Genomic DNA, 14,198 nt, shown 5'->3' with positions numbered 1-14,198 from the left:
CCTTTGTGCAGGGGCGTCTGATCCGGCCTGACTTTAGACCGGGTCGCCCCCTTCGCGAGCAAGCCCGCTCCCACAGGGTTTGTGTTCAACACAAAACCAATGTGGGAGCGGGCTTGCTCGCGAAGAGGCCCTGTCTGGCGACAAATTTTCAAGAACTGAACTGAGGTTTGTATGACCCACCCCCGCTGGCTACGCAACGTACGCCCCTACGGCGCCCCCGCCGAAGACCTGCTGATCGACAATGGCCGGTTCACCCAACGTCGCCCGGCCTCGACCGGGGAGCTGCTCGCCACCGACATCGACGGCCAGAACCACCTGCTCACCGGCGCCCTGGTGGAAAGCCACGTGCACCTGGACAAAACCCTCTGGGGCCAACCCTGGCGCCCGAACAGCGCCGGCCCGACCCTCAAGGACTACATCGCCAACGAGCGACGCATCCTGCGTGAAGTCGACACCCCCATCGCACAACGCGCCGGGGCCCTGCTGGAAAACTGCATCGCCCGGGGCTCGCTGACCATGCGCTGCCACGTCGACATCGACCCGGAATTCGGCCTGCGCCACGTCCAGGCCATGCAGCAACTGCGTGAACAATACCGCGACCTGATCGACCTGCAACTGGTGGTCTTCCCGCAAACCGGCCTGATCAGCCGCCCCGGCACCGCCGAACTGATGCGCGAAGCCATGGCCCTGGGCGTGGAAAACGTCGGCGGCCTCGACCCGTGCGGCATCGATAACGACCCCATCGCGCAACTGGACTTCGTGTTCAAGCTCGCCAGCGAATTCGAGCGTGGCGTCGACATTCACCTGCACGACAAGGGCGAGCTGGGCCTGTGGCAGATCGCGTTGATCGCCGACTACACCGAGCGTTTCGGGCTCCAAGGCCGGGTGATGATCAGCCACGCCTACTGCCTGGGCATGCTGGCGTGGAGCCAGGTCAAACCGGTGGCTGAACGCCTGGCGGCACTGGGCATTTCGCTGATGAGTTCGGCACCGGCCGATTGTGCGGTGCCGCCGTTCCTCGCCCTGAGCGAGACCGGGGTGAATGTGTGCCTGGGTTCGGACGGCATCCGTGATGCCTGGTCGCCCATGGGCAACGGCGACATGCTGGAACGGGCGATGCTGCTGGCGTTCCGTTTCGACTTGAACAAGGACGATGAACTGGCCGCGGCGTTCGACGCGGCGACCGTGAACGGCGCCCGGGCGCTGGGTCGCGAAGGTTATGGCGTGGCGCTTGGACGCCCGGCGGACTTCCTGCTGATGCCCGTGCAGACCCTGGGTGAAGCGGTGGTAGCGCGTCCGCTGCGTCAGGTTTATCGCGGCGGGCAGTTGATTGCCTCCGGTGGCCGTTTGCTGGACAGTCGTTTGTGAAGCGCATCGGTTTGCGGGCCAGCTGCGTGGTCGGCTTCGACGGCACGCAGCATGTGCTGTGGCGCAACGGCGAAGTGGTGTTCGAAGGCTCGCGCATTGTGTTCGTCGGCCGCGATTACCCGGGGCCGGTGGATCAGTGGATCGACTACGGCAACGCGTTGATCGGCCCCGGCTTCATCGACCTGGATGCCCTGGGCGATCTCGATTCCACGGTGCTGACCCTGGACAACGGCGACGAGCGCGACATGGGCCGGATGTGGACCGCCGAGTACCTGGCACGCGGTCCCCGGGAAAGCTACAGCCCGGATGAAGAGGTGTTCAAATACCGCTACGCCTTCACGCAGCTGATCCGCAACGGCATCACCACGGCCATGCCGATCACCTCGATGTACTACCGAGAGTGGGCGGAAACCTACGATGAATTCGCGGCGGTGGCCGGCGTGGCCGCCGAGCTGGGGCTGCGCACTTATCTCGGCCCCTGCTACATGAGCGGCATGAGTTACTGGCAGGCCGACGGCACCCTGGCCCATCACTGGGATGAAGCCCGGGGCCTGGCCGGGCTGGAGGCGGCCGAGCGGTTTTTCCGCGATTTCGACGGTGCGAACGATGGCCTGATTCGTGGCGCGCTGCTGCCCGATCGCATCCAGACCTGCACCCCGGCGCTGTTGCAACGCACCGCCGCGCTGAGTCGCGAGCTGAACGCACCGATGCGCTTGCATTGCTGCCAGGGGCTCGGCGAAGTGGCGATGGTCGAACAACTGCGCGGCGCCTCGCCATTGGCCTGGTTGCAGCAGCTTGGGCTGTTGAATCCGCGCAGCCTGCTGCCCCACGGCATCTACACCCGTGGCGATGACGACCTGCAACGCGTCGTGGACGGCGGCGCCAGCCTGGTGCATTGCCCGGTGGTGTTTGCCCGCGATGGCGAGGCGCTGAATTCGTTCGGCCGCTATCGGGCCAAGGGCATCAACTTCGCCCTGGGCACCGACACCTGGCCGGCGGACTTGCTGGACAACATGCGCCAGGGTTTGAACATTGCCCGACTGATGGAAGGCGGCAATTCACTCACCAGCACGCTGGACCTGTACAACGCCGCCACCCTGGGCGGCGCCAAGGCCTTGGGCCGTGATGATATTGGTCGTCTGGCGCCGGGCGCCAAGGCTGACATCACCGTGTTCAACCTGCGTGGCCTGCACCTGGGGCCACTGTTCGATCCTTTGAAAAACCTGGTATTGGCCGGTCGCGGTGACGACTGTATCGCCAGTTACATCGATGGCCGCTGCGTCATGCAGGACGGTCAGGTCATGGGGGTCGACTACCCTGCCCTGCAACGCCAGGCCCAACAACAATTCGAAAAACTGATGCGCAGTCACAGCGACCGGGCCTTTGGCCAACCGGACTGGAAAACCCTGTTCCAGCCGGCCATCCCGTTCGCCGACGACTACAGCGCACAGGCGCCACTGTGCGCCATCGACCGCCTTCCTTAGAGAATCTGCCCATGCAAAGCTTCGACTTCAGCCAACTGAGCCCACGGGACAAATACAAAATTCTGATCGGCAGTGTGGTGCCCCGGCCGATTGCCCTGGTCACCACCATCGACGGTGAGGGCCGCGTCAACGCCGCGCCCTTCAGCTTTTTCAACGCGCTCTCGGCCGATCCGCCGATCCTGGCGCTGGGCGTGGAGAACTACGGCGACCAGAGCCCCAAGGACACCACGCGCAACATCCAGCTCAACCAGGAATTCACCGTGAATATCGTCAGCGACGCCCTGGTGGAAGCCATGAACGTCTGCGCCGTGCCTTTCGCCCCCGGTTTCGATGAACTGACCGCCGCGGGCCTCACCGCCATTGCCGGCACCACCGTCAAATGCCCGCGCATCGGCGAAGCCCCGGTGGCACTGGAATGCCGCCGGATGATGGCACTGAACATTGGCCAATCGCGGGAGATCATCTTCGGCGAAGTGCTGATGGCCCATGTGCGCGACGAGCTGATCGACCCGAAAACCCTGTACATCGATCAACTGGGGCTTGATGCCATTGGGCGCATGGGTGGCCATGGCTATGCGCGCACCCGGGATTACTTCGATCTGCCGACCCGCACATTGCAGGCCTGGACGGATGCGCCGGGGGGTGGCGAGCGGTTTTGGCCGGTGGCCAAATAGAACACGGCTGATGTAGGCGGTCCGTGTAGGAGCTGCCGCAGGCTGCGATCTTTTGGCGATCTTGAGATCACCCGGGATCAGGATCAAAAGATCGCAGCCTTCGGCAGCTCCTACAGGGGATGGGATTTCAATGGAAATCCCGGCTGCGTACGGTGATGCCGTCCAGTAACGGACTCAGGTCACTCAAGCGCCCGGCGATCAAATGCCGCACCTCGCCCTCCCTTTCCCAGCGCCCGTCGACCTTGAGCAATTGCGAGCCGACCAGCACCTTGCGTTGCCGGTCGGCCAGGTCGCGCCAGACTACCACGTTGACGTTGCCGAACTCGTCTTCCAGGGTGACGAACGTCACGCCACTGGCGGTGCCCGGTCGTTGTCGACCGGTCACCAGGCCGGCAACGCTCACCGGTCGCCCATGCTCGACCGCCAGCAACTCCTGCGAACTGCGACAACGCCGGGCCTTCAATTCGCCGCGCAACAAGGCCAGCGGATGCGGCCCGAGGGTCGTGCCGACGCTGGCGTAATCGGCGCGCAGGTCTTCGCCGACGCTGGGTGTTGGCAGCCTCACCTCGTCCTCCTCCTGACGGGGCAGGCCGGCGAACAGGCCAAGTTGCTTGTGCACCCCCGCCACTTCCCAGCGCGCCCGATGCCGATCACCGGCCAACCCGCGCAACGCACCGGCATCGGCCAGTTGTTCCTGGGCACGGGCATCCAGTTGTGCCCGTTCGCCAAGGTCGGCGATGTCGGCAAAGGCGCCCCTGGACCGCGCCGCCTCGATGCGTCGGGCATCGTCCTCGCGAAAGCCCTTGATCATGCGCATGCCCATGCGAATCGCCGGTTGCGCACCGGCAACCGGCTCCAGGCTGCAATCCCAGTCGCTGGCCCGCACGTCCACCGGACGAATCTGCAAATGGTGGCGCCGCGCGTCCTGCAGAATCTGGTCCGGACTGTAGAAACCCATGGGCCAGCTGTTGATCAGCGCACAGGCAAAGGCCGCCGGTTCGTGGCACTTCAGCCAGCAACTGGCGTAGGTCAGCAAGGCGAAACTGGCGGCATGGGATTCGGGAAAGCCGTAACTGCCAAAACCCTTGATCTGTTCGAACAACTGCGCGGCGAACTCGGCGGTGTAGCCGTTTTTCTTCATGCCGGCCGCCAGTCGTTCCTTGTGCGGTTCCAGGCCGCCGTGACGTTTCCAGGCCGCCATGGAGCGGCGCAACTGATCCGCCTCGCCGGGGCTGTAGTCGGCGGCGACGATGGCGATCTGCATCACCTGCTCCTGGAACAACGGCACGCCCAGGGTGCGCTCCAGCACCACCTTGAGTGCCGGCGACGGATAAATCTCCGGTTCTTCCTTGTTTCGCCGGCGCAGGTACGGGTGCACCATGCCGCCCTGGATCGGCCCCGGTCGCACAATGGCGACCTCGATGACCAGGTCGTAGAAATTCACCGGCTTGAGCCTGGGCAGCATCGACATCTGCGCCCGGGACTCGATCTGGAACACGCCAATGGTGTCGGCGCGACCGATCATTTCGTAGGTGGCCGCATCTTCGGCCGGAATCGTCGCCAGGCTCAGGTCAAGGCCGCGATGTCGGCGCAACAGGTCGAGGCAACGACGAATCGCACTGAGCATGCCCAACGCGAGGATGTCGACCTTGAGCAGGCCGACCGCGTCCAGATCGTCCTTGTCCCACTGAATGATGGTGCGCTCGGCCATGGCCGCGTTTTCCACCGGTACCAGCGTGTCCAGTGGCTGCTCGGAAATCACGAAGCCACCGGGGTGCTGGGACAGATGCCGGGGGAAACCGATCAACTGCCCCGTGAGGCTGAGCACCCGGCGCAACACCGGACTCTCAGGGTCGAAGCCGCCCTCCAGCAAGCGCTCCACGGGCGGCGTTTCGTCGCTCCAGTGACCGCAACAATCGGCCAGGGCATTGATCTGGTCCGCTGGCAGGCCCAATGCCTTGGCCACATCGCGCACCGCGCCGGCCGCATGGTAGGTGCTGACCACGGCGGTCAGCGCCGCCCGGGCCCGGCCATAACGCCGGAACACGTATTGCAGCACTTCTTCGCGGCGCTCGTGTTCGAAGTCGACGTCGATGTCCGGCGGTTCGTTGCGCTCTTTGGAGAGAAAACGCTCGAACAGCAGCGTGGTGCGATCCGGGTCGATTTCGGTGATACCCAGGGCAAAACACACCGCCGAGTTGGCCGCCGAACCGCGTCCCTGGCAAAGAATCTGCTGGTCACGGGCGAAGCGGACAATGTCGTGGACCGTCAGGAAATAGCTTTCGTAGCCCAGCTCGGCAATCAGTTGCAGTTCCTTGTCGATCTGCCGGAGCACCTGGCTGTGCGGCCCCTTCGGCCAACGCCAGGCAATGCCTTCATCGGTCAGGTGCCGCAGCCAGGACGTGGCCGAGTGCCCGCCAGGCACCAGCTCGCGCGGATACTGATAACGCAACTGACCGAGGTCGAACGTGCAGCGCCGGGCGATGACCCGCGTTTCGTCGAGCAAGGCTGGTGGATAAAGCGCTTGCAGGACATCGAGGCTGCGCAGGTGCCGTTCGCCGTTGGGATGCAGGCGCAACCCGGCATCGGCCACCGGCAGGTGATGACGGATCGCGGTCATGGTGTCCTGCAAGGCACGCCGCCCGCGAGCGTGCATGTGCACATCGCCGCTGGCCACGGCCGGGATGCCCACTTCCCCGGCCAGGGCGAGCAGATCGTGCAGGCGCCGCGTGTCGTCCTGGCCACAATGCAGTTGCACCGCCAGCCACAGGCGTTCGGCGAACACCTGCTTGAGCCAGCGACCCTGTTCGACCTCATCGACCGCATCCGGCACCCACAGCGCCAGCAAGCCCGGCATTGGCTCGCGCAAGTCGTCCCGCAGGACCTGATACTGGCCTTTGTGCGTACGGCGACGGGCTCGGGTGATCAACCGGCACAGGGTCTGGTAGCCCTCAAGGCTCTCCACCAGCAGCACCAGTTTCGGGCCGTTTTCGATGCGGATTTCGCTGCCGATGATCAGTGGCAGCTCCACCGACTTCGCCGCCTGCCAGGCCCGGACGATGCCGGCCAGGGTGCATTCGTCGGTGATCGCCAGGGCCTGATAGCCCTGTTTTCTGGCCCGCTGAAAGAGTTCGAGGGCACTGGACGCGCCGCGCTGGAAGCTGAAGTTGGAGAGGCAGTGCAGCTCGGCATACCCGGCGTTCATGCGAACCAGCCTTGCAGCCACAACGGACCGTCCTCGCCGACGGCGCGCCAGGCCCAGCCCTGCTGGCCGGCCCGGGTTTCGATCAGGTAGTAATCGCGACGCACGTCGTCGCCGTCCCACCAGCCCGACTCGATGCGCTCCGGCCCCATCAGGATGCGCGCCGAACCCTCATGCACGGCCATCGGTTCGGTCAGCAGCCAGCCGGGGCGCTTCACCGTCGGCGGCAGCGCACAGGGCTGGGGGTCGGCACTGGCCTGCCAGGCACGCTCGGGTCGATGATCGGCCTGGAAGCGCAGGCCCTGCACCGCGTCATCCCCCAGCCGTGCGCGGAGGCGCTCGCGCAGCTGCTCCCAGGGCAAGGATTGCTGCGCACGATCGTCAAACAGCGCCTGACGCTGGGGCACGAAGGCTGGCAAGTCATCGGCGCGCAGGCGGAACCCACGCACCGGGGCCTCGACCTGCACCTGTTCCAGCCGCCCCCGGGCCAGCTCGAACAGCATCGCCGGATCACGCTCGGCGCCGAGCAGGCCGACCTTGATCAGCGTGTCCGTCAGCCCCGCGTGTTCCAGGTGCAGGTCGAAACGCTGCACGCCGCTGTCCCGGCCACACAGGAACGCCGACAGGTCGCCAGTCAGGCGGCGCAACGGAAACAGCAGGGCCTGGTGGGATTGCACATCGAAATTCAGCTCGATGCGTACGTCAAAGCGATCCGGCGGCAGATAGAACGCCAGCGCCAGCCGGCGCAACCCCAGCAGCGTGTCCAGATGCTTGAGCACCCCGGCCTCGAAACGCCGGGCCAGGCTCTGCCGGGGCAACGCCTGCAACTGGCTCAGGGTGCGCAGCCCCATCCGCGACAAGGCCGTGGCGACATTTGCCTCCAGGCCGATCCGGTCGATGGGCAATTGCCCCAGGTGATGCTGCAAGGCTTGCTCGTCGGGCACCACCAAACCGTCATAAGCATTGGCCAGCACTCGCGCCGCCACCGGATTGGGCGCCGCGACTATGCGGTGACGAAAGCCCAACTCGCGCAGCTCGCGTCGCAAGCGCGCCTCCAATTGCGGCCAGTCGCCGAACAGGCCCAGGCTGGACTCGATTTCAAACACCAGGGCCCGCGGGTAATGCACGCTGACCTGGGCGCTGAAGCGATAGGCCCAGGCGGCGAGAAACTGCTGCCAGTGTTCGATCTCGGCAACGTCGTACTCCGCCGTGGCAAACGCTTTGCTCAAGGCCTGGGCGGCGCTCATGGACTGGCCGGGGCGCAGGCCCAGTTCACGCGCCGGGCCGTTGACCGCCTGCAACACCCGGCGCTGGGCCGGGCCGGTCAGCAGCGCCAACGGCTCATCGGGATCAGTGCGCTGACGCAGTACGGCGTCCAGCGCCAATTGCGGGAACAGAATGCAGACCCAGCGCATGGCAACCTCAATGCCCCACGGCGAAGGCAATCGGCGCCGAACGGGCCAGGCCGCCCCGGCACTTGAGCACGCGCAATTGCGCAGGCCTGGCATCGATGGCGATGCGCAGGGCCGCCGGCGACGGGTTGACCGCTTCGCTGAGCGAGCGATAGGCGAAGGCCAGGGTCTGGCCGGTTTCCGCCGCCACCTGCAAGCGGCGCAAGGCACGATCGTCGGCCTTGTGCGGCCAGCACAGCACGGCGCCGCAACTGCCCGAACGCAGGCATTGTTCCGCCGCCCACAGCGCATCGCGCTCGCTGGCCTGGATGATCGACAACAGCCGCAGATCGACCCCGGCGCCCTGCCAGGCCTGGGGATACGGCACGTAAGGCGGTGCCACCAGCACGATCCGCTCGCCGGCCGCCGACAGCCGCGCCAGCGCCGGCCAGACCAGCTGCAATTCGCCCACGCCCTGCCCGGCCAGGAGGATCTCGCTCAACGCCGCTTCCGGCCAGCCGCCCGTGGGCAATGCCGCATCCAGCGCGGCATGCCCGGTGGGTTGCGGGCTGGCGGCCGGAGGCGCAGGCCGGCCCTTCCAGACCTGGCCGCCATTGAACAGCGTGTCCAGCGCTACGACGGCACCCATCAGCCTGGCCTCACCAGACCGCAGAACACCCCTTCGATGGCCAGGTCCTGGTCGGCTTCGACGACGATCGGCTGGTACGCCGGGTTGCGTGGCATCAGGCGGACCTTGTCGCCGATGCGCTCGAAGCGCTTGATGGTGACTTCGCCGTCGAGTCGCGCCACGACGATCTGGCCGTTGAGCGCCTCGGGGCTGCGGTGCACGCCCACCAGATCGCCATCGAGAATGCCGTCCTCGATCATCGAATCACCGCGTACCCGCAGCATGTAGTCCGGTGTTCTGGAGAACATCGCCGGGTCGAGCAGCAATCGGCCATGGACTTGCGCATCGACGCCGATGGGCGCACCGGCCGCCACCCGTCCCAGCACCGGGATGTCCAGCAGTTCGGGGCGCGGCGGCTGGCCGAGCAGGCGAATGCCCCGGGCCTGGTGGGGGTTGACCTCGATGAACCCGGCTTCGGTCAGCGCCAGCACATGCTTGCGCGCCACGCTGCGGGAGGCGAAACCGAACGCCTCGCTGATTTCAGCGAGGCTCGGGGACTGACCGTGTTCGGCGATGCGTTCGCGGATAAAGGTCAGGATGGCGGTACGGCGTGGGGTCAGAGTCGTCATGGAGTACATTTGTACTCTTTTCGGGTTTTTCTTACAAGGACCTGCAGGATCTGTCCGTCGGAATGCACTATCCAGGTGGGAGCGGGCTTGCTCGCGAATGCGGTGGGTCAGTCGACACTCATCTTGAATGTTGAAACGCATTCGCGAGCAAGCCCGCTCCCACATTAGATTCAAGTCACCCCGGTGGTCAGTTGTGCGAGGTAAAGCCACGGATAGATCCCGCGTTCATGGCCGTCGCTGAACACCAGTTGCACGCCATAGCCCTGCGGATTCAGTTCGATGACGCTAACCCGCTCATCCACCATCGGCGTCATCCCTCGCAGCCGAAACGCCCGGCACTGTGAACACGGGCACTGGCGCCGTAATTCGGCATGCCCCAACACCTGCTCGCGCCCGTCCGGCCAGCTCAGTCGCAACTGCTGTTTGCTTCGGGAATTGCCCACCGCCAGCGGATTCATTGCAGTTGACTCAAAGCGATGCGCACAGCTTTGCGCACTTCCGGGTCGCCGTCGTCCTGCGCGGCCTGCAAAGCGGCGATGGCGCCTTTTTCATTCAATTCGCCAAGGGCCAGGGCGGCTTCCTTACGCAGGTTGCTGATGCGGTGGCCGAGGGTTTCGATCAGCGGGTCGAGGGCCAGTCCATACCGCAAACGGCCCAGGCTGCGGGTGGCGCGCAGGCGCACTTGCCAATAATCGTCGCCCAAGGCGTCGATCAAGGCGGGGCCGGCATCGGTGTGCCCGACCTTGCCCAGGGTGGTCGCGGCTTCTTCGCGCACTTGCCAGGCCTGGTCCTGCAAGGCCTGGCGCAATGCCGGCAACACCTGTGCATCAGAAGCCAGGCCCAACGCCCCGGTGGCGGCGCGGCGGACTTCGGTGTCCGGGTCATCACTGGCCAGGCGCGCCAGTGCCGGCAAGGCATCGAGCTGCTTGAGCCAGCCCAGCACGCCGACCGCTTCGCGCCGGACATTGGCATCTTCGTCGCGCAGTGCCAACAACGCTGCCGGCGCCGCCTCGGCGAAGCGCAACTCGCGCAACGCCCGGAACGCGGCGATGCGCACGCCGATGTCGGCATACCCGGTCCACGGCAGAATCACCCTGCCCGCCGTTTCGCTCTTGAGCAGGCTCAGGCTTTGCGCGGCGGCGGCCCGCACCGCTTCGGATGGATCGGTCAGGGCCTGGCACAGCGCCTCGACCACAGGTTCGTCCTCCCAGGCCTCCAGCAACCGCGCGGCTTCGGCGCGGACGTCTTCAGTCGGGTCTTGCGCCAGGCGATCGACCAGCCACAGCAGGCCGTCCGGTTCCTCAAGGTCCGCCAGTTCGATCAGGGCGATGCGGCGCACGCCGGCATCCTCATCGGTCAGGCGCGGTTGCAGGGCGAGAATGTCAGCGTTATCGGTTACTTCGAATAGAGAGGTCATAGGGCAAATCGCGGCAGTTTGTTTTCTGGGGGAAGTCCGAGAGGGTTCAGGCGCGGTAGCTGCCGACCGTCTTCGTGACGCAGTAACTCGAGGCAGTGACGCTTCAAGCGGGAAAATTCGTGGCTCGTCACCAGTTCGGTGGTACGCGGCCGGGGAAAATCCAGGCGCAGGTCTTCGATGATCCGGCCGGGACGGGTGCTCATGACCAGCAGGCGATCGGCGAGGAACAGCGCTTCGTCGATGTCATGGGTGACGAACACCACGGTGGTGCGAATCCGCGTCCAGATGTCCAGCAGCAGTTCCTGCATGTTCAAGCGGGTCAGGGCATCGAGGGCACCGAACGGCTCATCCATCAGCAACAGGCGCGGACGGTTGACCAGCACCCGGGCGATTTCCACCCGCTGCTGCATGCCGCCGGAGAGTTGATCGGGCCAGCGTCCGGCGAAGCCTTCGAGGCCCACGAGCGCGAGGATTTCATCGGCGGCCTGATGCCGCTCGGGTTTGCCGATGCCGCGCATTTTCAAGCCAAAGGCGACGTTGTCGCGCACCGTGCGCCAGGGAAACAGGGTGTGTTGCTGGAACACCATGCCGCGTTGCGGTGACGGGCCCGACACCGGCGCACCGTCGACCTTGAGGCTGCCGTTGCGCGGCTGCAGGTGCCCGGCCAGGGCGCCGAGCAAGGTGGATTTGCCGCAGCCGGACGGCCCGAGAATGCACACGAACTGGCCCGGTTCGATCTGGCAATCGAGCCCCTGCACGGCTTCGAAAGCGGCGCTGCCCTCGCCGAGGCTGATCGACAGGTCGCGAATATCGATCCGCCCTTCGGGCTGTTGAAAAACGCTCATCAGGCTTTTCCTCGTGGTCGATGCCAAGGCGTGAACAACCCGCCCAGGCGCTTGATCAGCCAACTGCTGCCCATCCCGAGTATGCCGATCAGCAACATGCCGACCACGATGTCGGGATAGTTCTGGATGGTGTAGGACTCCCAGGTGTAATAACCGATGCCGAACTGGCCGGAGATCATTTCCGCCGTGACCAGGCAAAACCACGAGGTGCCCATGCCGATGGCCAGGCCGGTGATGATGCTCGGCGCGGCGCCGGGCAGAATCACCTCCAGCAGCATCGCCCGGCGCCCTGCCCCGAGGCTTTTCGCCGAGGCGATCAACCGTGGGTCGACCCCTTCGACGCCGTGCACGGTGTTGAGCAGGATCGGGAACAAGGCGCCGGTGAAGGTGATGAAGACCATCGACAGCTCGGACGAGGGGAACATCAGGATCGCCAAAGGAATCCAGGCCACCGCCGGGATCGGTCGCAGCACTTCCAGCGGCGGCAGCAACAGGTCTTCGGCCCATTTCGAGCGGCCGATGGCCAGGCCCAGGGCAACGCCGATGACCAGCGCCGCCAGGTAACCCGCGAACACCCGGCCGAGGCTGCTGCTCAGGTGCCGGGCGAGCTTGCCGGAGTCGCCCAGGCCCAGTGCCGCTTCAACAACCGCCAGTGGCGTCGGCACGTTGGCGAAGGTCACCAGGCCCAGGTTCCAGTGGTGGCTGGCGGCGAGTTGCCAGAACAGCAGGCAGAACAGCAGTGAGGCGGCTCGGGGGAGCCAGCGGTTCAATGATCGGTACACAATAATTCCTCTCAACCGAGAACCCCTGTGGGAGCGGGCTTGCTCGCGAATGCAGTGGGTCAGTCGACATTGATGTTGAATGTTCAACCGCATTCGCGAGCAAGCCCGCTCCCACATTGGACTGTGGTGTTTGGGGGTTAGCGGGCAGCCACGGCCTGGGTCGTGGCATCGGTGAAGTCGAACACCTTGCCGCCCTGGGCCGTGGCGAACTGCTGGGCCTGGCCCTTCAGCAGGAACGCGCTGAGCCGCCCTTGCGCATCGCTGGCAAACCAGGCCTGATCGGCCAGCAGCTTGATGCCGCTGTCACTGGCCTGGGCGTACACCGCGCGGATGTTCTTGCCTTCCTGCTTGAGGCTGGCCAGGGCGGTGAACGCGGCTTGCGCCGACGCGTACTGGCGGACTTTCGGCTCACCGCGCACCCAGATTTCCGCCACGTGGCTGAAGTCGGTGATGGCTTTGCCGCTCGCCGCATCCACCGCCTTGAGCGGCGTTTGCGCGTAGTTCGCCAGCTGCGCCGCGTAGTCCAGGTTCGACGCCTTGAAGGCGGCGCGGATGTATTGGTCGTCGATGAAGCTATTGAGGTCGAGTCCGCGATCGGCCTTTTTCAGCAGCTTGAGGGTGTCGATGGCGGTGCCGACGGCCTGGCGGTATTCCGGTTTCCAGCTCAGGTCGCGGGTCTGCACGCCCAGCGGGCCGTGGAACAGGTAGTTGACCTCGGCATCGACCCCGGTGACTTTGGCGATCAGCTCGCTGTATTTCTCCGGTTCGGCGGCGAGCAGCTGATTGGCCTCGATGCTGGCGCGCAGGTAGGCGACGACGATTTCCGGGTATTTTTTCGCGTAGCTTTGATCGACCAGCGCGCCGTGGAACGTTGGCGCGCCGGCCTGGGAACCGTCGTAGATCTTGCGGGCGAAACCACGGTTGGGGAACAGTTCGGCGAACGGCACGAAGTCGGCATGGGCGTCGATCTTGCCGGCCTGCAACGCCGAACCGGCGACTTCCGGCGGCTGGGCGATGATGTTCACATCCTTCAGCGGATCCCAGCCCTGGGCCGCTACCGCCCGCAGCAACATGCCGTGGGCGGTGGAAGCGAACGGCACGGAAATGGTCTTGCCCTTCAACTCCGCCAGCGACTGCACGCCCGACGCGCTTGGCACCACGATGCCGTTGCCGCTGCCCTTGGTGCTGCCCGACAGCACGCTGATGAACAGGCTGTGCTTGCCCGCCGCCTCAAACGCCACGCCGTTGAACGAGCCGGGGAAATCGGCCATGGCGCCGAAGTCGAGCTTGCCGGCCACCATCTCGTTGGTCAGCGGTGCGCCACTGGTGAAGTTCTTCCACTGCACCTCGTACTGGGCGTCCTTGTACGGGCCGTCATGGGGCAGGTATTTGTCCAACAGGCCCAGCTCGCGGATCAACAGGCCGCCGGCGGCGCAGTTGATGGTGGTGTCCTGGGTGCCGATGGCGATGCGGATGGTTTCGGCCGAGGCCGACAGGGTGAATGAGGCCAGTACCAGACCGGCCAGGGTTGCGCGCAAGAACATGGGTGTTTCCCCTCGAATCATTTATAGGATGTTCGTCTCCGCCACGATCAGGGCGTGGTGGGAAACGAGGGGTGTTTTGAAGCAGGCGTCCGGGGGTGGCCGGATGGCGTTTTAAAGTCGGGCTCGATCCCTTGTGGGAGCGGGCTTGCTCGCGAAGACGGCGTGTCAGCCGATATATTCCTTACCTGATACACCGCTTTCGCGAGCAAGCCCGCTCCCACAATGGATCAGTGT

The 14,198-nt window shown here is 65.3% G+C and carries 12 protein-coding genes; 3 read left to right on the top strand and 9 right to left on the bottom strand.

From position 1 onward, the window contains the following. The first annotated feature begins 171 nt into the window (after window positions 1–171). Genes F8N66_RS12730 through F8N66_RS12720 form a run of 3 tightly spaced genes read left to right on the top strand, consistent with a single transcriptional unit; the run spans window position 172 to window position 3,526 of the window. The gene (locus F8N66_RS12730; RefSeq protein WP_150770505.1) at window positions 172–1,368 is read left to right on the top strand and encodes an amidohydrolase family protein; all 1,197 of its coding nucleotides are present in this window, start codon (window positions 172–174) and stop codon (window positions 1,366–1,368) included. Beyond that, entirely contained in the window at window positions 1,365–2,852 is a 1,488-nt protein-coding gene (locus tag F8N66_RS12725) for an amidohydrolase family protein (RefSeq protein WP_150770504.1), read from the top strand. The genes F8N66_RS12730 and F8N66_RS12725 overlap by 4 nt, the downstream gene beginning before the upstream one ends. 11 nt (window positions 2,853–2,863) lie before the next feature. Further along, the gene (locus F8N66_RS12720; protein WP_150770503.1) at window positions 2,864–3,526 is read left to right on the top strand and encodes a flavin reductase family protein; all 663 of its coding nucleotides are present in this window, start codon (window positions 2,864–2,866) and stop codon (window positions 3,524–3,526) included. Window positions 3,527–3,653: 127 nt separating this feature from the next. Here F8N66_RS12720 and F8N66_RS12715 read toward each other — a convergent pair whose 3' ends face one another. The 9 genes from F8N66_RS12715 to F8N66_RS12675 form a co-directional block, all read right to left on the bottom strand. Then, the gene (locus tag F8N66_RS12715) at window positions 3,654–6,752 is read right to left on the bottom strand and encodes an error-prone DNA polymerase (RefSeq protein WP_224790464.1); all 3,099 of its coding nucleotides are present in this window, start codon (window positions 6,750–6,752) and stop codon (window positions 3,654–3,656) included. After that, on the bottom strand, window positions 6,728–8,143 hold the full coding sequence (locus F8N66_RS12710) for a Y-family DNA polymerase (RefSeq protein WP_150770501.1): 1,416 nt from the start codon (window positions 8,141–8,143) through the stop codon (window positions 6,728–6,730). Before F8N66_RS12710 ends, F8N66_RS12715 begins: the two co-directional genes overlap by 25 nt. 7 nt (window positions 8,144–8,150) lie before the next feature. Next, window positions 8,151–8,768 carry a translesion DNA synthesis-associated protein ImuA gene (gene imuA / locus F8N66_RS12705; RefSeq protein WP_150770500.1) on the bottom strand — a complete coding sequence of 206 codons (618 nt, stop codon included), beginning with the start codon at window positions 8,766–8,768 and terminating at the stop codon, window positions 8,151–8,153. Next, window positions 8,768–9,385, bottom strand: a complete 618-nt coding sequence (gene lexA, locus F8N66_RS12700) for a transcriptional repressor LexA (RefSeq protein ID WP_150770499.1) — start codon at window positions 9,383–9,385, stop codon at window positions 8,768–8,770. Before lexA ends, imuA begins: the two co-directional genes overlap by 1 nt. Window positions 9,386–9,546: 161 nt before the next feature. After that, window positions 9,547–9,834: a DUF971 domain-containing protein gene (locus tag F8N66_RS12695; protein WP_150770498.1), complete on the bottom strand. Its 288-nt coding sequence runs from the start codon at window positions 9,832–9,834 to the stop codon at window positions 9,547–9,549. After that, window positions 9,831–10,793, bottom strand: coding sequence for a HEAT repeat domain-containing protein (locus F8N66_RS12690; RefSeq protein WP_150770497.1), 963 nt, complete (start codon window positions 10,791–10,793; stop codon window positions 9,831–9,833). Before F8N66_RS12690 ends, F8N66_RS12695 begins: the two co-directional genes overlap by 4 nt. After that, window positions 10,790–11,638, bottom strand: coding sequence for an ABC transporter ATP-binding protein (locus F8N66_RS12685; protein ID WP_150770496.1), 849 nt, complete (start codon window positions 11,636–11,638; stop codon window positions 10,790–10,792). The genes F8N66_RS12690 and F8N66_RS12685 overlap by 4 nt, the downstream gene beginning before the upstream one ends. Continuing rightward, entirely contained in the window at window positions 11,638–12,420 is a 783-nt protein-coding gene (locus tag F8N66_RS12680; protein ID WP_150770495.1) for an ABC transporter permease, read from the bottom strand. The genes F8N66_RS12685 and F8N66_RS12680 overlap by 1 nt, the downstream gene beginning before the upstream one ends. A 137-nt stretch (window positions 12,421–12,557) precedes the next feature. After that, on the bottom strand, window positions 12,558–13,964 hold the full coding sequence (locus tag F8N66_RS12675) for an ABC transporter substrate-binding protein (RefSeq protein ID WP_150770494.1): 1,407 nt from the start codon (window positions 13,962–13,964) through the stop codon (window positions 12,558–12,560). Window positions 13,965–14,198 lie beyond the last annotated feature (234 nt).

The sequence above is a fragment of the Pseudomonas fluorescens genome, assembly GCF_902498195.1.
Lineage (GTDB): Bacteria > Pseudomonadota > Gammaproteobacteria > Pseudomonadales > Pseudomonadaceae > Aquipseudomonas > Aquipseudomonas fluorescens_BU.
The sequence above is the reverse complement of the archived record's forward strand: the minus strand, read 5'-3'. Positions and strand labels throughout refer to the sequence as shown.